The organism is Thomasclavelia spiroformis DSM 1552 (assembly GCF_025149465.1).
Taxonomy (GTDB): Bacteria; Bacillota_I; Bacilli_A; order Erysipelotrichales; family Coprobacillaceae; genus Thomasclavelia; species Thomasclavelia spiroformis.
Genome location: NZ_CP102275.1, coordinates 2,200,074 through 2,222,546, shown reverse-complemented (window position 1 = coordinate 2,222,546; position 22,473 = coordinate 2,200,074). Strand labels below are relative to the sequence as shown.

The window sequence follows — 22,473 nt, the reverse complement described above, 5'->3', positions numbered from 1 at the left end:
GTAATGGAAAAGAGATATATAAGTACTCGTAATTTACAAAAAGAAATTAATTTTTATCAGGCCATCGTACAAGGAATTGGGGAAGATGGAGGATTATTAGTACCAAATTTTGATTTTAAAAAATTAGATTTAAATAAATTATCTAAGTTAGATTATGTTGATTTAGCTACAGAAATATTATGTACGTTTGTACCTGATGATGGAAAAGAACTAATTCATAAAGCATGTTTAAATGCTTATGGAAAAGGTTTATTTCCTAAAAATGTCGTACCAGTAAAAAAAGCCGGAGATGTTTATGTTGCAGAGTTATTTCATGGACAAACTGCTGCATTTAAAGATATGGCTTTATCATTGTTGCCATATTTAATGACATTGTCTTTAAAACAATTAAATGAACAACGTGAAGTAATGATTTTAGCAGCTACTAGCGGTGATACTGGTAAAGCTGCATTAGAAGGGTTTAAAGATGTAGAAGGAACATGTATAAAAGTTTTTTATCCATTAGATGGTGTTTCTGCAATTCAACAACAACAAATGGTTAGTCAAGCTGGGAAGAATGTTAAGGTTATTGGAATTCATGGTAATTTTGATGACGCCCAAACAGCAGTGAAAAAAGCTTTTGCTTCTAAAGAATTAAAGGAAGCAAGTGATAAGCATAATGTCTTTTTATCATCAGCTAATTCAATTAATATTGGACGTTTAATTCCGCAAATAGTTTATTATTTTTATAGTTATTTTGAATTGGTTAAAAATAATGAGATTAGTTTAGGAGATAAAATTAATTTCTGTGTGCCTAGTGGTAACTTTGGTAACTGTTTAGCAGGATATTTTGCTAAAATGATGGGATTACCAATTGATAAATTTATTTGTGCATCAAATAAAAATAATATTTTAACTGATTTCTTTATGACTGGTAAATATGATGCTAATCGTGAGTTTTATAAAACAAATGCACCAGCAATGGATATTTTAGTATCAAGTAATCTTGAAAGACTAGTATGGTTTATGTCTGGAAAAGATGGTAATAAAGTTCGTGAATATATGGATAAATTAAATGCTGAAGGTATTTATGAAGTTGATCAAGAAACTTATGAAAAAATTAAAGACCAATTTAAAGCGGGTTATTTAAATGAAGATGAAGTACTTGAGACAATTAAAGAATGTTTTAATGAAACAGGATATTTATTAGATACACACACTGCAATTGGATATGGTGTTTTAAAAAGATATCAAAAAAATAGTGGTGATAATACTAAAACAATACTTTTATCAACTGCATCTCCTTATAAGTTTCCAGAATCTGTATATAAAGCTATTTATGGAAAAGAACTCGATGTTTATAGTGCCATTGAGCAATTAAATAAAAAGACAGGTGTTGATATTCCTAAAGGTTTAGTAGGAATTAAAGATCGTGAAGTATTACATAAAATACAAATTGATAAATCTGAAATTATTGATTTTATTAAAGCAGAAATTGAAGCAATGTAGGTGAGTGTATGAAAGTAAAAGTAAAAGTACCGGCGACTAGTGCAAATTTAGGATCAGGTTTTGATGTAGCTGGATTGGCATTGACTTTATATAATACCTTTACATTTGAATTAAGTGAAGATGGATTGAATATTAAAGGATGCCCTGAGCAATTTTGTAATGAAAATAATTTAACTTATCAAGCATTTAAAAGAGCAGCTGAAGTTTGTGGTTTAGAGTATCAAGGTGTAAATATTGAATGTAGTGGTGAGGTTCCATATACTCGTGGTCTTGGGAGTAGTTCAACATGTATTGTTGCAGGAATTGTAGGAGCTTTTGCTTTTAAAGATAAAGTAGAAGACCGTCAAGAAATTTTAGAATTAGCTACTTCAATTGAAGGGCATCCAGATAATGTTGCACCTGCTATTTTTGGAGGGGTAACAGTATCGGTGATGGAAGAAGATAATGTTTTAACATTGAATATTCCAGTTAAACACGATTATCGTTTTGTAGCATTAATTCCACCATTTACCTTATCAACTGAACAATCACGTGCTGTATTACCGCAAATTTTACCACGAAAAGATGCGATAAAAAATGTTTCTCATTTAGCGTTAATGGTTGCTTCTTTGATTAATGGTTATGATGAAGGGCTTAAATTAGGTTTTAAAGATCGTTTACATCAACCTTATCGTGGTGATTTAATAGCTGGATTTGATGAAATTATGGCAGTGCTAGAAAAAGATGAGCAAGTTTTAGGAGCTTATTTATCAGGAGCTGGACCTACGATCATGGCAGTAATTCATGCTGATGATCGAATGGGAGTAGTAAGAATCAAAGAGGAACTTGGAGATTTGATTAAGGATTGGCGAGTTAATAAATTAGAATTAGATAATCGAGGTTATATTGCTGATTATGAATAAAAGCGTTTGAAAATTCAAACGCTTTTTATAAGTTTATTTATCTTTCTTTTTAGCATAATTTGTTTTATCATCAGTACGATTTAATAAGTAATCTACTGTTGTATCATGAAATGTGGCAATTTTTGATAAAATTTCTGGTGCAATTGTTCGTTCACCGCGTTCATATCGCGAATATGATTTCTGTGATACGTTTAGATAGTTAGCTAAATCTTTTTGTGTTAAATCTTTATCTTCGCGTAAATCACGTATTCTTTTATAAATAACCATATTATCACCACCTATATGGTTATTATAGACAGGACCTCATTGGTCTATTGAAAAATAGTCTAATTTGGACTAAAAAATTTATCTTTATAAAAAAATTAGATTAGTTTATAATAGCTATGAGGTGGAATATGGAACAGTTTTCGAGAATTGTAAGAATGTTGGATCAAGAATGGCTTGATAAACTCCAAACTAAAAAAGTTGCTGTTTTTGGATTGGGTGGAGTTGGTAGTTATGTAATAGAGTCATTGGTTAGAAATGGGATTGGTGAAATTGTTTTAGTTGATCATGATGTAATTGATATAACTAATCTTAATCGTCAATTATATGCTCTTCATTCAACTATTGGAATGAATAAAGTTGATGTAGCTAAGGCAAGATGTTTAGATATTAATCCTAATTTAAAGATTACCACGTATAAAAATTTTTATTTACCTGATCAAGGAATGGAACGTATTTTTTTAGATTGTGATTTTGTTGTTGATGCTATTGATACAGTAAAAGCGAAAATAGCATTGATTGAAAATTGTTATAAAGAAAATATTAGAATAATTTCTTCAATGGGAACTGGAAATAAGTTAAGCCCAGAAAAATTTGAAATAGCTGATATTTATAAAACAAGTGTTTGTCCTCTTGCAAGAGTAATGCGTCGAGAGTTAAAAACTCGTGGTATAAAAAAATGTACAGTTTTGTATTCAAAAGAAATACCACAAAAAGTAGATGGTGCTACTCCAGGAAGTGTTAGTTTTGTACCAAGTGTAGCGGGATTGATGATTGCAGGATATGTAATAAAAGAGTTAGTAAAGGAGGATAACTAATGGAAGGTATTACTGAAATTAATAAAGAAGATTATATTGATGATTGTGTAAAAATTGTAAAGGAATTAGTTGTTGATGAAGAATTTAGCGATGAAATTTGGTATGCTTTAACAGCTGAGATTATGGATACATGTCTTTTTATTGGTGGTGATTTTGGTGAGGAAAATATTCGAAATATAACAAACCAATATATTAAAAGTAATGGAATTGCGCGTTTTAAAAAAGCGCATGGGGTAAGATAATGCAACATTATTGTGAAATACCAACACCAAAAGGAATAATGAGAGGTTTTTTCCATAAACCAAATGTTGATAAGCATCCAGTTTGTTTAATTTTTCATGGTTTTACAGGCCAAAAAACAGGTACTAAATTTTGTTATGTTCAACTTGCAAGAATGTTGGAGGCAAGAGGCATAGCTACATTTAGATTTGATTTTTTAGGTAGTGGAGAAAGTGATCTTAATTTCAAAGATATGACTTTTAAAGATGAGTTAGCGTGTGCCAGAATTATTTTAGAAGAAACGTTAAAGATGGATAATTGTACAAAGGTATATGTATTAGGGCATTCTATGGGTGGTGCTGTTGCTAGTGAATTAGCAAAACTGTATCCAGAAGTTATTAGTAAATTAGTTTTATGGGCACCAGCTTTTAATTTACCAGCAGCTTTGGATTATTTGACTGGTAAAGTTGAAGCTAATAAAGATGGATTGTATGATCATGGGGGATTTGAAATTTCTCAGGCGTTTGTAGATGATATATTGTCACGTGATTTTTATCAAAATTTAGATATTTATAAAAATGAATTGTTAGTAATTCATGGTACTGAGGATAAGACGGTACCATTCGATATTTCTAATATATATTTACCTAAGTTTAATGATAATGTTCAATTTGTTGCTATTGAAGGAGCAAATCATAATTATGATACTGTTGAGCATATTAAAAAAGTGTTAAAGTTATCGCTTGATTTTTTAGTAAATAGGGCTTTTGATTAAGTATTTTTGATTTTTTAAAATTGTGTGATATAAAGGTGATTTATTTGTAGAAAAAGATTGACATTAGGATATGAAGTACTTATAATGAAAATGTTCTTATGAACTCTAAAGTCCCCGGTAAGGATAAAGGAGAATAAAACAGATGAGACAAACAACTATGGCTAATGCAGCCACAATTGAAAGAAAATGGTATGTAGTTGATGCAACAGATTTAACATTAGGTCGTTTAGCATCAGAAGTAGCATCAGTATTAAGAGGGAAAAATAAACCTACTTATACACCACATGTGGATACTGGTGATTATGTAATTATTATCAATGCTGATAAAGTAGTAATGACTGGTAAGAAATTAGATAATGTTAATTATTATCGTCATTCAGGTTGGTTAGGTGGTTTAAAAGTTAAAACTGCTCGCCAATTTAAAGAACAAAATCCAACTGGTTGGGTTGAAGCAGCTGTAAAAGGTATGTTACCACACAACACTTTAGGTAGAAAACAAGGGATGAAATTATTTGTTTATGCAGGTAATGAACATCCTCATGCAGCACAAAAACCAGTAGAATTGAAAATTAAAGGGTAAGGGGGAAGAACAGAGATATGGCAAATGTACAATATAGAGGAACTGGTCGTAGAAAAGCTTCTGTAGCTCGTGTTATTTTAACACCAGGTACAGGTAATTTCGTAATCAACGATAAACCAGCTAAAGAATATTTACCATCAGATGTATTATTAATGATTGTTAATCAACCATTAGAATTAACTAATACTACATCACAATTTGATGTTTCAGTAAATGTATATGGTGGTGGATATTCAGGACAAGCAGGAGCTATCCGTCATGGTATCTCAAGAGCATTATTGCAAGCTGGTGAAGATTATAGACCAACTTTAAAAGCTGCTGGATTCCTTACTCGTGATGCACGTGTTAAAGAACGTAAAAAATACGGTCTTAAAAAAGCTCGTCGTGCTCCACAGTTCTCAAAACGTTAGTAATAATTGTTGTGAGAAGGTTAAAGAAGTATTTAGGCTTAGTTATAAGTTTAGATACTTCTTTTTTTATTAATACATAATATTTACAACTTGTTTAAGTAGTATGTTATTACAAGTTTTTATATATCTATGATTTGTTTTAATGAAGTAAAAGAGAGTTTATTATGATTATTTTATTGTATATATAGCAGATGTTTTGTTTTCAAGTGTATTAAATTGAGTTTATAATAGAATTATACTTTATTTCATGATTATAAGATGAAAACCTTGAATTTACATTTTAGGGTATTGAAATATTCTTATTATAATTAAAAAATTAATTACTAGGAGGGTTAAGTGTGAAAATAAAATTTGTTATTAATCAAAAAAAATAAAGACATAATAGATATTGCTTACGAAAAAAAGCAAATTGAATAGTAATATCCTAAATTTATTTGGATTAATGATAAATTAAAATTTTTATCGCATGTTTGTGTTGGACGGAAATGGAGGAAAATATGGAGATTTTTAAAAATAAATTAATAGTTCATGGATTAATAATAATTGATGAAAAATATATTGTTATAAAAAGAAGTGCTATAAAAAGAGGTAAACCTAATGTATTTCCTAAATATTGGGATATTCCAGGAGGATCAGTAGAGGATTATGAAACACCTGTTGAAGCCTTGGTGAGAGAAATAAAAGAAGAGGTAGGTTTAGATGTAAATATCAAACAGATTATTCATGAAGATAGTAATTATGATAAAAGTAAGAATATAATGTTTACTAGACTAGTTTATAAATGTTCATTAAAAGAAACAGGTTGTTTACCGATTATTAAGCTTGATCCTGAAGAACATACAGAATATAGGTTAATATCTTCTTTAGAAGATTTGAATACTGAAAAAATAGTGCCTTTTTTGGCTGATATTCTATTAGATAAACAATAATGGATTTGGATATGTTTATAATTACTGTGAAGGTAGTTATAAAAAAATGGGAATTTATAGTAGAGATTTTCCTTTTGGCATTCAATGTGTCAGTTATTGCTTGCCTTTAGCTCAATCAATAGTAATTTTTAGAATTATTGTATTTATAAATGATATGAGTAAAATATTTTTTTATTGTTAATGGAATGGTTGTTTTAATATTTTATTTATTGTGATAAAAAATTATAAACACATAGAGAATAGAATAGCTGAATATATCTAAACATTATTTGATGATAAAAGTCACTATAGAGATTGATATGATCCTATCGCTATAGATATATGAAATAAACAAAACGTGTATTTATGGTGGTAGGTTTTTTTGAGGGAAGGAAACCAAAAAATATCAGTTGAACAAAAAGTATACGCCTACTGATATTTTATAGCGACCTTGTAAGTTGTGGATATTTTATTATAGAAAAGATATAATGTATGTATAGATTGTAAAGTAGAATTTAAAGGGGTGAAAATAATGCGACAACATGTCATTGTAACAAAATATAATCCAGCTTGGCCTCAAATGTTTGAAAATGAGGCAAAGATAATTAAAGAAATTCTTGGTGAAAATTGTATTGCGATTCATCATATAGGCAGTACATCTATTGTAGGTCTTGATGCAAAACCGATTATTGATATTATGCCTGTTGTTGAAAGTTTAGATGCGGTTGATGCAGTTGCATCTGAATTTGAAAAGATTGGATATGTATATATGGGAGAATACGGGATTACTGGTAGAAGATATTTATATAAGGGTGCAAATGAGCATACACATCATATTCATATTTTTTCAAAGAATGATACTGAAAATATAACACGTCATTTGGCTTTTCGCGATTATTTAAATAAACATGATGATGTAAAAGAAGCTTATGCTAATTTAAAAAAAGAACTTGCTAAAAAATATCCAAATGATATTGAAGGCTATTGTGATGGCAAAGATGCATTTGTAAAGAAATACCAAGCTGAAGCATTGAAGTATCAAAATCAATAAAATTTATTGATTAAAAATATTTTAGTTAAATGACTAAAAATTTATAATTATAAGTTAAATAGCTAATAACTACGTTATAAAATATCTTAATTATATTTAAGTGACTATTAGGAGGAACTATGAATTTTAGCGATGATTTATTGGAAAATATAAATAAATTACATACAACGGAATTAGGAATAATTAGAATAAGAAAAAACCTTAATTTAGATACTGATGATGTTGTTCAATGGTGTAAAAATAAAATTACTGATAGTAATGCTTTGATTATAAAAAAAGGGAAAAATTATTACGTATTTATTGATAATTATAAAATAACTGTAAATGGTAGTAGCTATACTATTATTACTGCACATAAAGAAAATAATTGCTAGTATTAAATTTATAGGGGAATACTTATGGAAAGATATAAAGGTAAAAATGATATTTGGTTGATATTAGTTTTTGTGTTTTATAATTTATTGCCTATAGGAATATATTTTTTTACAGATGATAAAGAGAATCTTTATAATAATTGGTGGCTATTAATATGGGTGTTTTATTATAGTTTTAATATTATTTGGATTCCTGTATTAATAAGAAATAGAGTTGAATTATATGATGATTACTTTATATTTTATTATGGCTTTGGTAAAGAAAAGATATTTATTAAAGATATTTTAAAAATCGAAAAAAGCAATAATTCAATAGCTTCATCAGCAAATTCACTTGATCGAATTCATCTTATTACTACTCAAAAAGATTTTTATATTTCATTAAAAAATAATGATAACTTTATTGATAAAATAAAACAAAGAAGGTAAGTATGAACGAAAGTAAACAAATAGTACATAAAACTGTAAAATCAGGTTTTACTTAGTTGGGTGTATGTAATTTATTTTGTTTTAAAATATTAGTTTATTTAGAATTTAATTTTAAATATGTGATGAATATATTAAATACTATAATTTTAATCTTCTTGATATTGTTATAAATTAGCATAAAAATATAATTTTAAATTACAAGTTAAATAGCTAATATTTAGAGATTGTTAGTTATTTGGCTTGTAATTATTGATTTTATCTATTTAAATACTATAATATTATTAAGGAGGTAATTAATATGATGTTTTTTAATTTCCTTAATGAGCCTTATATTGCAATCATTGGAGATATTAAGAATTCTAAAAAAATAGTAGATAGAGGAGCAATTCAAGAACATTTAAAAAAAATATTAGATAATATTAATCTAAAATATAGCGATTGTATTGCTTCTAAATTTACAATTACATTAGGAGATGAATTTCAAGGTCTATTAACTACAGGTAATAATATTATGGAAATAATCCAATATATCAAAAAAGAAATTTATCCCGTAAAAATAAGATTTGGGATAGGAATAGGTTCAATTTCCACAAAAATAAATTCTGAAATTTCTATTGGTGCTGATGGTCCAGGCTATTATAAAGCTAGAGAAAGTATAGAAACTTTAAAAAAATCTGAGAGAAAAAAAGAAAAGTCACAAGTTGATATTCAAGTAAAGATAGATGGGGATAATAAGTTACAAGAGCTATCTTTAAATACAATTTTTAAATTACTTTATAGTATTGAAACAAAGTGGACAGATAAACAAAGAGAAATAATAAATTATTTGATATTTGAAAAAGTAAATCAAACAAAGGCTTCTATCCAATTTAATGTAACACCTTCTAATATTCAACAAATTTTAGCAAAATCACATTACTATGCTTTTAAAGAAGCGTTTGATGCAGTGAATGTGATTTTTAGTGAGGTGAATCATAATGTTAGATTTTAGATCGATATTTTTTCTTTTGTTATTTGTACATATATTAGGTGATTTTTATTTTCAAAGTCAAACTACAGCAAGAAAGAAAGTAAAGAAGTTAAAGTGGGTTAGTTATCATTGTATTATATATGGAGTAATTAGTTTTGTTTTAGTTAAGCTATTAGTTCCTAATTTTTCATATTCGCTTTTATGGTTATTTATAATCGGACATGCAGTTATTGATATTACTAAATACTATATTGTAAAAAAATATTTAAAAAATAATTTTTATGATAAATATGTATTTATAATTGATCAAATAATTCATCTATTAATTTTGGTGTTTATTTCCTATTATGCACTAAAATCAGGTGAAGTTTATAAATATAATGCTTTTATTAACGATGTGTTAGTGACCATGGAAATTCCAATAGAATCACTTTTATCACTTGTATTAAAACTATTACTTATTCATAAACCTATAAATATTTTTATTGCTTTGATTATGAATGATTATAAACCCGAAGATAAAAAGAAAGATGATACAATTAAAGCAGGTAGAATGATTGGTACAGTAGAAAGAATTATTATGTTGTTCTTTTTATCAATTAAACAATATTCATCGGTAGGACTTGTTTTAACTGCTAAATCTATTGCTCGATATAATAAAATTGCTGAGGATCAAAAATTTGCAGAATACTACTTATTAGGTACATTGTTAAGTACGATTTGTGTATTAGTGGTTTCTTTAATATAAAAAGCTCAAAAGTTTGAGCTTTTTATATTAAAGTAATTCAAAATAATTTTTCTTATAACGAATTATTCCTTCTTTTTGCATTTTACTTAATTCAAATGAAAGTGCACTACGATCAACTGCTAAGTAATTTGCTAATTGTTGGCGATTAAACGGTATGTTAAAAGCATTGGAGTTATGAATTTTTGATAAATCTGATAGATAAGCCAAAATTTTTTCACGAGTAGTTCTTTTGGTTATGTGATTAATTTTTTGTGTGAGCATTATGTTTTTTTGTGAAGTGGCAATAAGTAAATTTTGAATAAACAGATGATGATAATGACAATTTTTGTTACATGAGAAAATAATTTTTGAGATGTTTAGATATAGAACTTCACATTTTTCTTTGGCAATAATTGAAATCATCGTATTTTGTTTTGGTAAAAAAGCATATGCTTCACCAAATAATTCACCAATATCAATTTCTTTAATAATTGTTTGATTACCCCAATAATCATTATTAATAACATGCGCTTTGCCACTTAATAAAATACCTATTTCATTAATGTTTTGCCCTTGATGAATAATAGTTTGATCTTTTTGATATGTTATTTTGTTAGCTTGTAAGCATTTTAAAAGAAGTGGAAGATCATTTTTATTAATGTTTTTAAATAATAAATTATTTTCTAAATTTTCCAAAATAATTCTCCTTTTGTTGTAAAAACAACCGAAAATATATCATAAATGTAATATATTTTTAATGTAGAAGTCAAGGAGGATGTATAATGGTAGAAAAAATGTTTTGTTTTCAATGCCAAGAGACAGCAATGAATAAAGGCTGTACAAAAGTTGGGATTTGTGGAAAACAACCAAAAACAGCAAATCTTCAAGATAAATTAATATATGTAACAAAATTATTTGCAAAAGTATTAAAAGATGTTCGAAATAATGGAATAGTTATTGAAGAAGAATATGAAAATCAAATTAATACTAATTTATTTATTACAATTACAAATGCAAATTTTGATAATCGTAAAATTAATGATGCAATTACTAAAACAGTCAATATGATAAATCATTTTGATCCATCGATAAATATTTCTTTAGAAAATAAGATAAGTATTTTAGATCAAAAAGACGAAGATATTAGAAGTCTTAAAGAACTTATTACTTATGGATTAAAAGGTATGGCTGCTTATAACAAACATGCAAATGCTTTAGGATATCGAAGTAAAGAAATTAATCAATTTATACAAGATACACTAGCTTTATTATTAGAAGATATTTCAGCTGAAAAGTTAATTGAATTATTAACTCTAGAAGGACAAATGGGTGTAGAAGTAATGGCACTATTAGATAAGGCGAATACAACTACTTATGGAAATCCTGAAATTACTAAAGTGAATTTAGGAGTAAGAGATAGACCAGGAATACTTGTATCTGGTCATGATTTAAAAGATTTAGAAATGTTATTGGAACAAAGTAAAGATGCAGGTGTTGATATTTATACACATTCAGAAATGTTACCAGCTCATTATTATCCGTTTTTTAAAAAATATGATCATTTTATAGGTAATTATGGAAATGCATGGTGGAAGCAAAAAGAAGAATTTGAAGCATTTAATGGACCAATTCTTTTAACAACAAATTGTTTAGTTCCACCAAAAGAGAGTTATAAAGACCGTGTATATACAACTGGTGCAGTTGGCTTTGAAGGATGCTACCATATTGATGAAAAAGATGATAAAACTAAGGATTTTTCAAAAATAATTGAACACGCTAAATTATGTAAAGCACCTCGACAATTAGAAACAGGGACATTGACAGGTGGATTTGGACACCATCAAGTATTAGCTTTAACAGATCAAATTATTGAAGCTGTTAAAACTGGTAAAATTAAAAAGTTTGTAGTGATGGCAGGATGTGATGGACGTCAACAATCACGAAGTTATTATCAAGAGTTTGCAAAAAAATTGCCACAAGATACAGTTATTTTAACTGCTGGGTGTGCAAAATATAAATACAACAAATTAGATTTAGGAACAATTGATGGAATTTATCGTGTATTAGATGCTGGACAATGTAATGATTCTTATTCACTTGCACTAATTGCTTTGAAATTAAAAGAAGCATTTGGTTTAGAAGATATAAATGATCTACCGATTATTTATAATATTGCCTGGTACGAACAAAAAGCAGTTATAGTTTTATTAGCGTTACTCTCTTTAGGTGTTAAAAATATTCATTTAGGACCAACTTTACCAGCATTTCTTTCAAAAAATGTTTTAAATTTTTTGGTTGAACATTTTAATATTTTACCAATTGGTAGTGTTGATGAAGATATGAAATTATTTTTTCAATAAAAAAACTCTTTAAAGAGTTTTTTATATTAGTGTGCCACGCATGACATAAGACTAGGTGGTGAAAGTCCACTGTGGGGGTTTCGTACTACCAACCACTAGCCGAAGACAAGGTATCCATCGTAAGGTGTGAACGGGAGGAAGTTGGAGGCAAAGTCCTGACCCAAGGAATACGAACTATTTTAGGCAGAAGCTTATCGGATGAGATTGCTAAACAAATCGAAGTCCAATAGTACGACGGAATAAGCAGTGTAAAGATAGTGGGTACATAGGATGAAAGTGTTATGTCTTACCGTGGGAGGTCCTAGGAACATGATGAAAATGTAATCATGGTGGAAACGTTTGTCCTAGGAAGTCAGCCGAGGTCATAGTAGTGATGATGATAACTGTAATGGTTATCTAGCGAAGGACCGAACATAAGGAGGTGAACTGGAAATGAAAGATACTCAAGATAAAATAGGATACTGTCAACTATCATTAGGCTTACTCTATGAAGATAGTACGGAATACGACAATAGTGGAGAAGTGTATCCTACATCAAAACAAGAGATATCACATACGAAGAACACCAATAGATTTGTAGTACATGAGAAGTTACTTGAAACAATTATGGAGGATGCCAATATAGAAAAGGCAATCCAAAGGGTTATGAGTAATAAGGGAAGTGGTGGTGTAGATAAAATGCAAGTCGCAGAAGTTCGTACGCATTTCGCACAACACTGGTCTTATCTAAAGAAACTTATCATGGAGGGACATTATAGTCCACAAGCCGTTAAAAGAGTAGAAATACCAAAAGATAACGGAAAGAAAAGAGAGTTAGGAATTCCAACAGTGACGGATAGGGTCATACAACAGGCGATAGTACAGGTACTGACACCAATATTTGAACCCCAATTCAGTGACAATAGTTATGGGTTCCGACCAAGAAGAAATGCCCATCAAGCAGTAAGAAAAGTAGTCGAATACGCCAATGAAGGATATCGATATACAGTAGACCTAGATTTAGAGAAGTACTTTGATACAGTCAACCATTCAAGACTTGGTACTATGTCAAGATTTTGGACTACATAAATGTAAGAAATTTAATTAATTGATACTAATTAAATAATCATGCTCATATTCATTAGGTGATTTATAATCACAATGTGAATGTACTCTTATTGTATTATAAAATCCTTCTATGTATTCAAATACCAGCTTATATGCATGATTATAATTTATAATCTTAAATCTGTTCAGCCATTCCCTTTTTATCAATGCATGATATGATTCTATACACGCATTATCCCACGGTGTTCCTTTTTGTGAATAGCTTCTTTTCATCTGCTTAGTTAATCTTTTGTATTTCTTCGATGTATAGTGCACTCCGCGATCTGCATGGATTACTATTGGTTTTGCGCTTTTTCTTCTTTTTTTAGCTGTTTCCAGACATTTTAATACTTCATCTACTTCTAATGTTTTGCTTAATGTCCATGCTATTATTTTTCTTGAATAGAGATCCATTATACTGGTTAAATATACAAATCCTTCATCTGCTGTCCAGATATATGTTATATCAGTACACCATGCCTGATTTGGTGCTTTTGGATTAAAATCTCGGTTTAGAATATTTTTTAGTTTATTTGAAAAATCACAGTCTTTTGTTGTTATTGTATATGGTTTGATATAATGAGCTTTAATATTGTTTTCCCTCATTATGTTTCCTACATATTTTTCACTTATTTTTTCTCCCTCTTTTTTAGTATTTCAGTTATTTTAGGAGCTCCATATATTTCTTTTGAATCCTTATAGATCTTCTTGATTCTTTCTGTGATTCTAGCTTTTCTGATTTTTTGTTTACATGGTTTTCTTTTCAAATATTCATAATATCCTGATTTACTCAGTTGTAATTTTTTTAGCATACCGGTAACTGAAGTCTGTTTATCTTTTTTAGATTTTTCTTTTATCCTTTTATAAAGATCCTGCTTAGTTAATTGCCCAGTATGCCAATAGCCTTTTTTAGGACTTCTAAAGCATCCTGTGTATCTTTCAGTTCTTTTTTTAATCTGGCTATTTCTTTAGCTTCGTCACTTGAATAATTACCGCTTCCTCTTGAATTAATTACGCCGTCATTACTACTGGCATCTTTAAGCCATTTATGAACAGTGCTATCAGCAATACCAAACTGTTTAGCTATAGCTACTTTAGATTCATCAGGATGTTCTAAAACATATTGAACAACTCCCTGTTTAAATTCATCTGTAAATGTTGGTTTAGTCATCATCATATACCCCTTTTCTATTTTTGATTTAAGCTTATGACATTGTATCATATACTAGCTAGTTCTTCCATTTAACTGGTACAGTTTTTATTCTAGCATCAACTTATACAGATATTGTCACAAACTATTAAAGACGGAAGAGTTATATCACTCATACATAAATATCTCAATGCAGGAGTCATAGTAAAACATAAGTTTGAAGAAACTACAAAAGGAGTACCCCAAGGTGGGCCACTCAGCCCATTATTATCAAATATATATCTTAATGAATTTGATAAAGAAATGGAAAGAAGAGGAAATCGATTTGTAAGGTACGCAGATGACTGTGTCATACTATTCAAAAGTAAAAGAAGTGCAATGAGAGTCAAAGAAACAGTGACAAGATATTTAGAAGAGAAATTATTTGTAAAAGTGAACCAAGAGAAGACAAAGGTAGCCTATATTACTGATATAAAATTCTTGGGCTTTGGATTTTATATAGAGAAGAGTGGTAATGTACGAATCACTGTTCACAAGAAATCTAAAGAAAAGATGAAAAAGAGAATAAAGGAAATCACCAAAAGGAACCGACCAATATCAAGTAAGGAATTAGCTAAAGAGTTAAAAGAATACATTACAGGTTGGGTGAATTACTATAGGATAGCGAATATGAGTAAACATCTAAGGGAAATAGACTCATGGATGAGAAGAAGAATACGAATGATATATTGGAAAAGATGGAAGTTAGTAAGAACAAGGTATAGAAATTTACAAAAACTAGGTATTAATAAAAGTAAGGCATGGGAATGGGCAAACACAAGAAAAAGCTACTGGCACATCGCCAATAGCTTCATACTAAAAAGGACACTTACAAATGAAGTATTAAAAATATACGGATTTATAAGTGCACTAGATTATTACAACTCTATAAACTTATGAAACGCCGTGTAGGGAACCCTACGCACGGTGTTGTGAAAGGGGCGAAAGATTTTAATTCTTAGCCCCTATTCAATTAAAAATATTAGCGAACTTAAAGAGATTCTTGTAGTAGGACCAAAATAATTAATTTCTCTATGTTTTGGCTAGATTAATATAATATATAGAATAATAGTAATTTAATATATTATTACTATTGTCTTGAAAGACATTTCGTTAAAAAATTAAAATTGATTTAGTTTGTACATTCTTTTATATCCTGAATCAAATAATCTTTTTCAATAATTGGTTTGAAATCATTTAAGACTGTTGCATTAGTTCTATTATATATTTCAATATAAATAATTGGATGATAATCAGGAATAATAACAGTACATGAATTATTTTTTATTAAATATAAAATGATTTGTAAATTTTGATCAGAAATGTTTACATTATGATTAGTACAAACTAGTTTTAAATAATCTAAAGACATTTCTTGGATTTTTTGATTAATAATACTTGTGGCATGAGTCATGGTCATATCTCCTTTCGCTATCGGAATAACGAAATGTCTTTATAATTTAATTATAGTCTTTTTATTTATAAATACAATTTATTTGATAATATGAATATTATTAAATAAATCTCTACATTGACTTATTTATATACCAGTGCTATTATAAAAAAGGAAAATCTGTTTCAGGGCGAGGTGTAATTCCTCACTGGCGGTGAAAAGTTTTAGCTGTAAGTCCGCGAGCTTGATATTTTCAAAGCAGAATGGGTTAGAATCCCATACCAACGGTATAGTCCGGATGAAAGAAACAAAATACTTTTTATGTATTTTTAGTCTTGGAATATTTGTATCCCAAGGCTTTTTATTTGCCTGTCAGATTCTTCATAATATTTTATTAGGAGGAGTTTGTATGTTACAAGAAAATATGGTTTCAAACAAAAAAAAGACACTAAAGTTAGTGAAAATGGGGATGTTAGTTGCAATATCAATTATTTTAGTTTATGTAATTCATCTTCCTATTTTTCCGGCAGTTCCATTTTTGGAATACGATCCAGCGGATATTCCGATTTTAATTGGAACATTTGCGTTTGGTCCATTTACAGGATTATTATTAACAATAGCTACTTCAATTATTCAAGGAATAACAGTAAGTGTAAATAGTGGACTTTATGGTATTTTGATGCATATTATTGCAACAAGTACATTAGTAATTATTGCAGGGCTTATTTATTGTAGAAATAAAACTAGAAAAGCGGCGATAATTGGTCTTTTATGTGGAATGTTAGCAATGGCAATGGTAATGGTTGTGGCAAATTTAATTATAACGCCATTATTTATGGGAGTAACTCAAGAGGTTGTATGGGGACTGATGCCTTTTATTGTTGGTTTTAATTTAATTAAAGCAGGAATTAATGGTTTGGTTACATTCTTTTTATATAAAAGAATTTCGGAATTTTTACATGAATAAATTATATTTGAGCGATTGATATATTTTATCAATCGTTTTTTTGATATAATATGAATAATAAAAAAATATTGAGGTAAATGATATGGAATATTTTATTGAAAAAGCAAGTGAAAAAGATCTTGATGAAATAGAAAATTTATACATAAGTGTGTGTCGACAATTACAAAGAGGAATTAATTATGCATGTTGGAGTGAAGGAGAATATCCAACTAGAAATATTGCGAATGATGGAATAGAAAAAGATTCATTATTTGTTTTACGAGTTGATCATAAGATAGTAGGGACAATGATTTTAAATAATGAATATGAATCTAGGTATATGCAAGGTAAGTGGTCCGTTAATGTTTTAGATAATGAGATATTAGTAATTCATACACTAGCAGTACACCCAGATTTTAAAAAACATGGGATTGCATCTAAAATGTTGGATTATGCAATCGTATATGGAAAAGAATTAGGCTATAAAACTATTCGAATTGATGTATGTGTTAAAAATACACCGGCTATTTCATTATATCAAAAGTATGGCTTTAAAAATGTTGGTAAAGTAGATTTTGATAGAGGAAAAGATGAGATACTTTGGTTTTATTTATATGAATATTTGATTTAAAGGAGATGTAAGTTATGTCATTTGATTTTAAAAAAGAATATAAAGAATTTTATTTACCAAAAAACAACCCAACAATTGTAAAGATTCCCAAGATGAATTATTTAGCTGTTAGAGGAAAAGGGAATCCTAATGATCCAGAAGGTGAATATATAAAGTCAATCCAGTTACTTTATGGAATTGCGTATACATTAAAAATGAGTTATAAATCAGATTATAAAATTGAAGGATTTTTTGAATATGTGGTACCACCGTTGGAAGGCTTTTGGTGGCAAGAAGAGATAAAGGGCATGGATTATTCAAGAAAGGATTTACTGAAATTTATTTCTTTAATTCGATTACCTGATTTTGTAACAAAAAAAGATTTTAAATGGGCAATTGAAACAGCGACAAAAAAGAAAAAACTTGATTTTTCAAGTGTTGAATTTTTTAGTTATGATGAAGGATTATGTGTTCAATGTTTGCATCTTGGGCCGTATGATAACGAGCCAGAAACGGTAAAGTGTATGCATGAATATATTGAAGAAAATGGTTATAAGTTAGATATAAATGATAAAAGATATCATCATGAAATATATTTATCAGATCCGCGGAGGTGCAAGGCTGAAAAGCTTAAAACAGTTATTAGACATCCAATCAAGGAAATTAAATGATTCTAATTTTAGTCATTATTTCCCAGGAAATGACAAAATATTTATAAAGAGGTTAATATGGAAAATATCGAACAAATTATTAAGCAACAGCGTGATTATTTTAAAACGTTAAAAACACACGAATACGCATTTAGAATGAAACAATTAACGTTACTTTATCAAAAAATAAAATATTATCAAAAAGAAGTTGAAGAAGCATTATACCTTGATTTAAGAAAAACAGCATTTGAAGCATATTCAACTGAAATAGGATATGTTTTAAGTAGCATAGAAAATACAAAGAAACATTTAAAAAAATGGATGAAATCAAAAACTAAATTAGCACCATATTATTTATTTGGTGCATATGATCAAATATTTTATCGACCACTAGGAGTTAGTTTGATTATTGGACCATTCAACTACCCCTTTCAATTAATATTTGAACCATTAGTAGGAGCAATAGCGGCTGGAAATTGTGCTATTATCAAACCATCAGAAAATTCAATTGCTACAAGTAAAATAATTGATAAAATTATTAAAGAAACTTTTGAAGCAGAATATATTTGTTGTATTTTAGGTGATGCATCAACAACTATTCAATTGACTCATAGCCAAGTTGATCATATATTTTTTACCGGTAGCATTGAAACTGGTAAAAAAATAATGGCTGCAGCAAGTGAACAATTAATTCCTGTTACATTAGAGTTAGGAGGAAAAAGTCCGGTTATTGTTGATCAAAGTGCAAAATTAAAAGATGCAGTTCAAAAAATTGCATGGGGAAAAATATTAAATGCTGGTCAAACTTGTGTTGCACCGGATTATTTAATTATTAAAGAGGGTTTAAAAGATAAATTTATTGAATTGTGGAAAGAAACGGTAAATATTTTTTTAAGTAATGATGATTATGGGAGAATTATCAATGAAAAACATTTTAAAAGATTAATTAAAATGTTTGAAGGTGAAGAAATTTATGCGGGTGGTAATTATAATGCTGATGATTTATGGATTGAGCCAACATTAGTTAATGGTAATAAAAGTAATTTTATGAATGAGGAGATATTTGGACCAATATTACCGATTATCACATATAAAGATCGAAACGAAATTGAAATATTAGTTGAAAAACACCCATTTCCTCTAGCTTTGTATATTTTTTCTAATGATAAACAGTTTATTAACTATTTAACAAAGCGTTTATCGTTTGGTGGCGCATGTATTAATGATTGTATAACACATTTAATTTCACCAAAAGTTCCTTTTGGAGGAATACGTTATTCAGGAATAGGACAATACCATGGTAAAGATAGTTTTATAACTTTTAGTCATAAACAGACTATTCATCATCGTTTTATCAAAAAAGATTTAGTTTCATTATATCCACCTTATTCTAAACGACTTTATAAATTAGTTACTAAAATATTAAAATAATAAATAAATTATTTAATCAAAGCATATAGTTAGATAGGTGATTTGGTGAAAAGAACGTATCTAATAATTATAGTAACCGTAATTTCATATATATGTACTAGATTATTTTTCTTTGATAATACTACACCGGTTAGTAAAGAATTAACGTTGAAAAATGTTTCTGTAGTTATCGATCCTGGTCATGGTGGTCTTGATAATGGTGCAAGTGTAGGAAATATTTATGAATCTGATTTAAATTTAAAAATATCTTTTGCTTTAAAAGAAGAATTAGAAAATCGTGGTGCTAAAGTATATATGACAAGAACTGATGATCAGGATATGACTAGACGAGATCATCATTATTCTAAACAAGACGATATGTATTTACGTGTTAAAAAAATTGATGAGTATGAATGTGATTATTTAATTAGCATTCATTTAAATTCCACGCCATCAACTAGCGCTTGGGGTTCACAAGTGTTTTATTATCAAAATAGTGAAAAAGGGAAGCGTTTAGCTAGTGAGATTCAATCCTCAATGAAAGAAGTAACAGGCAGTCCAAAAAGGATATCAGGTGCTAGTTTTCGAGTGTTGAGAGCTACAAAAACATTAGGGGTATTAATAGAGTGTGGTTTTATATCTAATCCAAATGAACGAGGACAGTTACAAAGTTCAAAATATCATCAAAAATTGGCAATAAAGATTTGTGATGGGTTAGAGAATTATCGAAAAAAATACCCAGAAGATACGATTGATTTAAATGAATTGAAAAAGGTATTAGAATAATTGAAATAATAATGAGTATGGATATAATCTATACTCATTATTATTTATAAAAATAAAAACAGTTATAGGGTAACTGCTTTTAAATATATATTTAGTGTATTTTATAATTATGGTTATAAAATTGGTAGAGAATATATAAGAAATATATTAATGCAAAAATATTTAAAAGATTATAATTTAAATGAATCAAAATTTTGTTTATAAATGGATCGATATAATTAACTAGAACTATTCCTAAAAAGCCCCACATAATGCTATAAAACATACAAATTCTTGCAGAATAGTTATGTGGTATTTTAGAATAATTCCATATTTCAATATTTGAGTCTTTTAATAAAAAATAGTGAGTCAAATATTCTAAACAAGTACAACTAATTAATGAATAAAAAAAGACATCTATATTATTATAACAATACCCTGAAATATTTAAAATTAATAATGCTCCAAAACCGTATATAGGGATGCAAGGTCCTTTTAATAAACCAGAAAAAAGTATTTTTTTATTTAATATAGAAATATAAACAGATTCCATAATAAAGCCTAAAAAAGTATATATTGCAAATTTTATCATAAGTTCCTCCTATATAATTAGTATGGGATAAAATAAAAAATATGCAAAATTCAATTTATAATAGAAAAAAGTTTTAACAAAATAATTTAAATTTATGTTATTATATCGATAAAAATTAAATTGTGTTAAAAGAAGTCAAAAAAAGTTTAATTTAAGTGTTGACGGCTGAAAATATATATGTTATTATATCTGAGCAGTCGGTTAATGGGCCTGTAGCTCAGCTGGTTAGAGCGCACCCCTGATAAGGGTGAGGTCGATGGTTCGAGTCCATTCAGGCCCACCATTAATCAATTGTATATTATATATGGGCCTGTAGCTCAGCTGGTTAGAGCGCACCCCTGATAAGGGTGAGGTCGATGGTTCGAGTCCATTCAGGCCCACCATATATAATTAAATAATTGGGGCCTTAGCTCAGCTGGGAGAGCACCTGCCTTGCACGCAGGGGGTCAGCGGTTCGATCCCGCTAGGCTCCACCATAGTAAAAATACAACCTGCATAGCAGGTTTTTTATTTTATATTTAAAAATAATGAGATAATGGAGAATAGGGATGAAAAAAGAGAATTATTTTATTAAAGCCTTAAATGGTATGGCATACGGGTTTTTTTGTAGTTTGATTATTGGAACTATTTTAAAGCAATTGGGAAATTTTATTAATATACCGCAATTAGTAACATGGGGTGAAACAGCCACATATTTAATGGGACCAGCAATTGGGGTAGCGATATCATATGCGATTGATGCTAAAGGCTTAAATTTAATTGCGGCAATAATTGCTGGTAGTATTGGGGCAGGAACATTTAATGGAAATGTGGCAAGTTCCGGAAATCCAATTGCGGCTTTTGTTGCGGTTATTGGCGCTGTAGAAGTTACACGTTTAATTCAAGGGAAAACTCCTGTTGATATATTACTGGTTCCTTTTGTTTCGATTCTAATAGGGGGGATAATTACTCTCGTGGTTGGTCCATATTTAACTGAATTTATCTTGTGGCTAGGTCAACTGATCAATACTGGTGTGAATATGCAACCGATACTAATGTCGATTGTAGTGGCAGTTTTAATGGGAATGGCATTAACTGCTCCTATATCAAGTGCTGCTATTGGAGTAATGTTAGGATTAAATGGTTTGGCAGCGGGTGCAGCGTTAGCTGGTTGTTGTGGGCAAATGATTGGATTTGCGGTTATGTCAATAGATGATAATGATATTGGTGATGTAATAGCGATTGCAATTGGAACAAGTATGTTGCAATTTAAAAATATTGTAAAAAAACCGGTGATTTGGTTACCTCCGATTATTGTAAGTGCTATTATCGCGCCGATTTCTACTTGTTTGTTGAATATTTCATGTTCTTCAGTAGGTTCTGGTATGGGAACAGCTGGTTTTGTAGGAATATTAGAAGCAGTTAATGTAATGGGAAGTAGTTATTGGCTTCCTGTTATTGTCATTGATTTGATTGCACCGGCTTTTTTAACTTATGTTATTTTTAAAATGTTTAAGAAGTTAACTTTTATAAAAAGTGGAGATTTAAAATTAGATTGTCTTTAAACAAAAAACTACC

Annotated in this window: 29 protein-coding genes, 3 tRNA genes and 1 riboswitch; of the genes, 25 read left to right on the top strand and 7 right to left on the bottom strand. The window is 28.9% G+C overall.

What is annotated here, in order from left to right; translation table 11 throughout:
* The first annotated feature begins 3 nt into the window (after window positions 1-3).
* Together thrC and thrB are read left to right on the top strand one after the other, a co-directional pair.
* Window positions 4-1,488 (top strand): threonine synthase, encoded by a 1,485-nt coding sequence (gene thrC, locus NQ543_RS10600; protein WP_004609403.1) that lies wholly within the window; start codon window positions 4-6, stop codon window positions 1,486-1,488.
* 8 nt (window positions 1,489-1,496) lie between these two features.
* Window positions 1,497-2,390 (top strand): homoserine kinase, encoded by an 894-nt coding sequence (gene thrB, locus NQ543_RS10595; RefSeq protein ID WP_004609404.1) that lies wholly within the window; start codon window positions 1,497-1,499, stop codon window positions 2,388-2,390.
* Window positions 2,391-2,423: 33 nt separating this feature from the next.
* Here thrB and NQ543_RS10590 read toward each other — a convergent pair whose 3' ends face one another.
* Window positions 2,424-2,657, bottom strand: a complete 234-nt coding sequence (locus NQ543_RS10590) for a helix-turn-helix domain-containing protein (protein ID WP_004609405.1) — start codon at window positions 2,655-2,657, stop codon at window positions 2,424-2,426.
* Between the two features lie 128 nt (window positions 2,658-2,785).
* Between NQ543_RS10590 and NQ543_RS10585 the strand changes: the two genes are divergently transcribed.
* The 11 genes from NQ543_RS10585 (at window position 2,786) to NQ543_RS10535 (ending at window position 9,936) form a co-directional block, all read left to right on the top strand.
* The gene (locus NQ543_RS10585) at window positions 2,786-3,472 is read left to right on the top strand and encodes a tRNA threonylcarbamoyladenosine dehydratase (RefSeq protein WP_004609406.1); all 687 of its coding nucleotides are present in this window, start codon (window positions 2,786-2,788) and stop codon (window positions 3,470-3,472) included.
* A complete protein-coding gene (locus tag NQ543_RS10580; protein ID WP_004609407.1) occupies window positions 3,472-3,714 on the top strand; it encodes a hypothetical protein in 243 nt (80 codons plus the stop codon). The genes NQ543_RS10585 and NQ543_RS10580 overlap by 1 nt, the downstream gene beginning before the upstream one ends.
* A complete protein-coding gene (locus NQ543_RS10575; protein ID WP_004609408.1) occupies window positions 3,714-4,466 on the top strand; it encodes an alpha/beta hydrolase in 753 nt (250 codons plus the stop codon). Before NQ543_RS10580 ends, NQ543_RS10575 begins: the two co-directional genes overlap by 1 nt.
* 142 nt (window positions 4,467-4,608) lie before the next feature.
* Window positions 4,609-5,046 (top strand): 50S ribosomal protein L13, encoded by a 438-nt coding sequence (gene rplM / locus NQ543_RS10570; RefSeq protein ID WP_004609409.1) that lies wholly within the window; start codon window positions 4,609-4,611, stop codon window positions 5,044-5,046.
* 17 nt (window positions 5,047-5,063) lie between these two features.
* On the top strand, window positions 5,064-5,456 hold the full coding sequence (rpsI, locus tag NQ543_RS10565; RefSeq protein WP_004609410.1) for a 30S ribosomal protein S9: 393 nt from the start codon (window positions 5,064-5,066) through the stop codon (window positions 5,454-5,456).
* Window positions 5,457-5,953: 497 nt separating this feature from the next.
* Window positions 5,954-6,385 (top strand): NUDIX hydrolase, encoded by a 432-nt coding sequence (locus NQ543_RS10560; protein ID WP_222848068.1) that lies wholly within the window; start codon window positions 5,954-5,956, stop codon window positions 6,383-6,385.
* A 511-nt stretch (window positions 6,386-6,896) separates the two neighbouring features.
* Window positions 6,897-7,415 carry a GrpB family protein gene (locus NQ543_RS10555; RefSeq protein ID WP_004609412.1) on the top strand — a complete coding sequence of 173 codons (519 nt, stop codon included), beginning with the start codon at window positions 6,897-6,899 and terminating at the stop codon, window positions 7,413-7,415.
* A 119-nt stretch (window positions 7,416-7,534) separates the two neighbouring features.
* Window positions 7,535-7,789, top strand: coding sequence for a DUF3781 domain-containing protein (locus NQ543_RS10550; RefSeq protein WP_004609413.1), 255 nt, complete (start codon window positions 7,535-7,537; stop codon window positions 7,787-7,789).
* 24 nt (window positions 7,790-7,813) lie between these two features.
* Entirely contained in the window at window positions 7,814-8,218 is a 405-nt protein-coding gene (locus NQ543_RS10545; protein WP_004609414.1) for a PH domain-containing protein, read from the top strand.
* Between the two features lie 298 nt (window positions 8,219-8,516).
* Complete coding sequence (locus NQ543_RS10540; RefSeq protein ID WP_004609415.1) at window positions 8,517-9,209, top strand: SatD family protein; 693 nt, start codon at window positions 8,517-8,519, stop codon at window positions 9,207-9,209.
* Complete coding sequence (locus NQ543_RS10535) at window positions 9,196-9,936, top strand: DUF3307 domain-containing protein (protein WP_004609416.1); 741 nt, start codon at window positions 9,196-9,198, stop codon at window positions 9,934-9,936. Before NQ543_RS10540 ends, NQ543_RS10535 begins: the two co-directional genes overlap by 14 nt.
* A 27-nt stretch (window positions 9,937-9,963) precedes the next feature.
* Here NQ543_RS10535 and NQ543_RS10530 read toward each other — a convergent pair whose 3' ends face one another.
* Window positions 9,964-10,611, bottom strand: coding sequence for a Crp/Fnr family transcriptional regulator (locus tag NQ543_RS10530; RefSeq protein ID WP_004609417.1), 648 nt, complete (start codon window positions 10,609-10,611; stop codon window positions 9,964-9,966).
* Window positions 10,612-10,697: 86 nt separating this feature from the next.
* Between NQ543_RS10530 and hcp the strand changes: the two genes are divergently transcribed.
* Both hcp and NQ543_RS10520 read left to right on the top strand, forming a co-directional pair.
* Window positions 10,698-12,275, top strand: a complete 1,578-nt coding sequence (gene hcp, locus NQ543_RS10525; RefSeq protein ID WP_004609418.1) for a hydroxylamine reductase — start codon at window positions 10,698-10,700, stop codon at window positions 12,273-12,275.
* A 432-nt stretch (window positions 12,276-12,707) separates the two neighbouring features.
* Window positions 12,708-13,343, top strand: coding sequence for a reverse transcriptase domain-containing protein (locus NQ543_RS10520; protein WP_004609419.1), 636 nt, complete (start codon window positions 12,708-12,710; stop codon window positions 13,341-13,343).
* Window positions 13,344-13,358: 15 nt separating this feature from the next.
* Here NQ543_RS10520 and NQ543_RS10515 read toward each other — a convergent pair whose 3' ends face one another.
* From NQ543_RS10515 to NQ543_RS10505, 3 genes are all read right to left on the bottom strand, one after another.
* Entirely contained in the window at window positions 13,359-13,967 is a 609-nt protein-coding gene (locus NQ543_RS10515; protein ID WP_259935295.1) for an IS3 family transposase, read from the bottom strand.
* 23 nt (window positions 13,968-13,990) lie between these two features.
* The gene (locus tag NQ543_RS10510; RefSeq protein WP_259935293.1) at window positions 13,991-14,173 is read right to left on the bottom strand and encodes an IS3 family transposase; all 183 of its coding nucleotides are present in this window, start codon (window positions 14,171-14,173) and stop codon (window positions 13,991-13,993) included.
* A gap of 68 nt (window positions 14,174-14,241) precedes the next feature.
* Window positions 14,242-14,583, bottom strand: a complete 342-nt coding sequence (locus NQ543_RS10505; protein WP_004609083.1) for a transposase — start codon at window positions 14,581-14,583, stop codon at window positions 14,242-14,244.
* A gap of 63 nt (window positions 14,584-14,646) precedes the next feature.
* On the opposite strand from NQ543_RS10505, the gene NQ543_RS10500 reads away from it, so the two are divergent.
* Window positions 14,647-15,450: a reverse transcriptase domain-containing protein gene (locus tag NQ543_RS10500; RefSeq protein WP_004609420.1), complete on the top strand. Its 804-nt coding sequence runs from the start codon at window positions 14,647-14,649 to the stop codon at window positions 15,448-15,450.
* Window positions 15,451-15,682: 232 nt separating this feature from the next.
* Here NQ543_RS10500 and NQ543_RS10495 read toward each other — a convergent pair whose 3' ends face one another.
* Window positions 15,683-15,970 carry a hypothetical protein gene (locus NQ543_RS10495; protein ID WP_004609421.1) on the bottom strand — a complete coding sequence of 96 codons (288 nt, stop codon included), beginning with the start codon at window positions 15,968-15,970 and terminating at the stop codon, window positions 15,683-15,685.
* Between the two features lie 150 nt (window positions 15,971-16,120).
* A riboswitch (FMN riboswitch) is annotated at window positions 16,121-16,257 on the top strand.
* Window positions 16,258-16,352: 95 nt separating this feature from the next.
* Between NQ543_RS10495 and NQ543_RS10490 the strand changes: the two genes are divergently transcribed.
* The 5 genes from NQ543_RS10490 (at window position 16,353) to NQ543_RS10470 (ending at window position 20,345) form a co-directional block, all read left to right on the top strand.
* Complete coding sequence (locus NQ543_RS10490; RefSeq protein ID WP_039903906.1) at window positions 16,353-16,910, top strand: ECF transporter S component; 558 nt, start codon at window positions 16,353-16,355, stop codon at window positions 16,908-16,910.
* 82 nt (window positions 16,911-16,992) lie between these two features.
* On the top strand, window positions 16,993-17,520 hold the full coding sequence (locus NQ543_RS10485; protein WP_004609423.1) for a GNAT family N-acetyltransferase: 528 nt from the start codon (window positions 16,993-16,995) through the stop codon (window positions 17,518-17,520).
* A gap of 14 nt (window positions 17,521-17,534) precedes the next feature.
* Entirely contained in the window at window positions 17,535-18,170 is a 636-nt protein-coding gene (locus NQ543_RS10480) for a GyrI-like domain-containing protein (protein WP_004609424.1), read from the top strand.
* 57 nt (window positions 18,171-18,227) lie between these two features.
* Window positions 18,228-19,580 carry an aldehyde dehydrogenase gene (locus NQ543_RS10475; protein WP_004609425.1) on the top strand — a complete coding sequence of 451 codons (1,353 nt, stop codon included), beginning with the start codon at window positions 18,228-18,230 and terminating at the stop codon, window positions 19,578-19,580.
* Between the two features lie 45 nt (window positions 19,581-19,625).
* Window positions 19,626-20,345, top strand: a complete 720-nt coding sequence (locus NQ543_RS10470) for an N-acetylmuramoyl-L-alanine amidase family protein (protein WP_004609426.1) — start codon at window positions 19,626-19,628, stop codon at window positions 20,343-20,345.
* Between the two features lie 91 nt (window positions 20,346-20,436).
* Here the strand turns inward: NQ543_RS10470 and NQ543_RS10465 are convergent, their stop codons facing one another.
* Window positions 20,437-20,916, bottom strand: coding sequence for a putative ABC transporter permease (locus NQ543_RS10465; protein ID WP_004609427.1), 480 nt, complete (start codon window positions 20,914-20,916; stop codon window positions 20,437-20,439).
* Between the two features lie 206 nt (window positions 20,917-21,122).
* Between NQ543_RS10465 and NQ543_RS10460 the strand changes: the two genes are divergently transcribed.
* From NQ543_RS10460 to NQ543_RS10445, 4 genes are all read left to right on the top strand, one after another.
* A tRNA-Ile gene (locus NQ543_RS10460) sits at window positions 21,123-21,199 on the top strand.
* A 23-nt stretch (window positions 21,200-21,222) separates the two neighbouring features.
* Window positions 21,223-21,299: transfer RNA gene (locus tag NQ543_RS10455), tRNA-Ile, on the top strand.
* Between the two features lie 17 nt (window positions 21,300-21,316).
* Window positions 21,317-21,392, top strand: a tRNA-Ala gene (locus tag NQ543_RS10450).
* A gap of 72 nt (window positions 21,393-21,464) precedes the next feature.
* Window positions 21,465-22,460, top strand: coding sequence for a PTS sugar transporter subunit IIC (locus tag NQ543_RS10445; protein WP_004609428.1), 996 nt, complete (start codon window positions 21,465-21,467; stop codon window positions 22,458-22,460).
* Window positions 22,461-22,473: the final 13 nt, after the last annotated feature.

What these genes read in the sequence shown, in the direction of transcription:
- thrC (WP_004609403.1), top strand. Translation starts at nt 4, where the DNA reads ATGGAAAAGAGATATATAAGTACTCGTAATTTACAAAAAGAAATTAAT.
- thrB (WP_004609404.1), top strand. Translation starts at nt 1,497, where the DNA reads ATGAAAGTAAAAGTAAAAGTACCGGCGACTAGTGCAAATTTAGGATCA.
- NQ543_RS10590 (WP_004609405.1), bottom strand. Translation starts at nt 2,657, where the DNA reads ATGGTTATTTATAAAAGAATACGTGATTTACGCGAAGATAAAGATTTA.
- NQ543_RS10585 (WP_004609406.1), top strand. Translation starts at nt 2,786, where the DNA reads ATGGAACAGTTTTCGAGAATTGTAAGAATGTTGGATCAAGAATGGCTT.
- NQ543_RS10580 (WP_004609407.1), top strand. Translation starts at nt 3,472, where the DNA reads ATGGAAGGTATTACTGAAATTAATAAAGAAGATTATATTGATGATTGT.
- NQ543_RS10575 (WP_004609408.1), top strand. Translation starts at nt 3,714, where the DNA reads ATGCAACATTATTGTGAAATACCAACACCAAAAGGAATAATGAGAGGT.
- rplM (WP_004609409.1), top strand. Translation starts at nt 4,609, where the DNA reads ATGAGACAAACAACTATGGCTAATGCAGCCACAATTGAAAGAAAATGG.
- rpsI (WP_004609410.1), top strand. Translation starts at nt 5,064, where the DNA reads ATGGCAAATGTACAATATAGAGGAACTGGTCGTAGAAAAGCTTCTGTA.
- NQ543_RS10560 (WP_222848068.1), top strand. Translation starts at nt 5,954, where the DNA reads ATGGAGATTTTTAAAAATAAATTAATAGTTCATGGATTAATAATAATT.
- NQ543_RS10555 (WP_004609412.1), top strand. Translation starts at nt 6,897, where the DNA reads ATGCGACAACATGTCATTGTAACAAAATATAATCCAGCTTGGCCTCAA.
- NQ543_RS10550 (WP_004609413.1), top strand. Translation starts at nt 7,535, where the DNA reads ATGAATTTTAGCGATGATTTATTGGAAAATATAAATAAATTACATACA.
- NQ543_RS10545 (WP_004609414.1), top strand. Translation starts at nt 7,814, where the DNA reads ATGGAAAGATATAAAGGTAAAAATGATATTTGGTTGATATTAGTTTTT.
- NQ543_RS10540 (WP_004609415.1), top strand. Translation starts at nt 8,517, where the DNA reads ATGATGTTTTTTAATTTCCTTAATGAGCCTTATATTGCAATCATTGGA.
- NQ543_RS10535 (WP_004609416.1), top strand. Translation starts at nt 9,196, where the DNA reads ATGTTAGATTTTAGATCGATATTTTTTCTTTTGTTATTTGTACATATA.
- hcp (WP_004609418.1), top strand. Translation starts at nt 10,698, where the DNA reads ATGGTAGAAAAAATGTTTTGTTTTCAATGCCAAGAGACAGCAATGAAT.
- NQ543_RS10520 (WP_004609419.1), top strand. Translation starts at nt 12,708, where the DNA reads ATGAAAGATACTCAAGATAAAATAGGATACTGTCAACTATCATTAGGC.
- NQ543_RS10515 (WP_259935295.1), bottom strand. Translation starts at nt 13,967, where the DNA reads ATGAGGGAAAACAATATTAAAGCTCATTATATCAAACCATATACAATA.
- NQ543_RS10510 (WP_259935293.1), bottom strand. Translation starts at nt 14,173, where the DNA reads ATGCTAAAAAAATTACAACTGAGTAAATCAGGATATTATGAATATTTG.
- NQ543_RS10505 (WP_004609083.1), bottom strand. Translation starts at nt 14,583, where the DNA reads ATGATACAATGTCATAAGCTTAAATCAAAAATAGAAAAGGGGTATATG.
- NQ543_RS10495 (WP_004609421.1), bottom strand. Translation starts at nt 15,970, where the DNA reads ATGACCATGACTCATGCCACAAGTATTATTAATCAAAAAATCCAAGAA.
- NQ543_RS10490 (WP_039903906.1), top strand. Translation starts at nt 16,353, where the DNA reads ATGTTACAAGAAAATATGGTTTCAAACAAAAAAAAGACACTAAAGTTA.
- NQ543_RS10485 (WP_004609423.1), top strand. Translation starts at nt 16,993, where the DNA reads ATGGAATATTTTATTGAAAAAGCAAGTGAAAAAGATCTTGATGAAATA.
- NQ543_RS10480 (WP_004609424.1), top strand. Translation starts at nt 17,535, where the DNA reads ATGTCATTTGATTTTAAAAAAGAATATAAAGAATTTTATTTACCAAAA.
- NQ543_RS10475 (WP_004609425.1), top strand. Translation starts at nt 18,228, where the DNA reads ATGGAAAATATCGAACAAATTATTAAGCAACAGCGTGATTATTTTAAA.
- NQ543_RS10465 (WP_004609427.1), bottom strand. Translation starts at nt 20,916, where the DNA reads ATGATAAAATTTGCAATATATACTTTTTTAGGCTTTATTATGGAATCT.
- NQ543_RS10445 (WP_004609428.1), top strand. Translation starts at nt 21,465, where the DNA reads ATGAAAAAAGAGAATTATTTTATTAAAGCCTTAAATGGTATGGCATAC.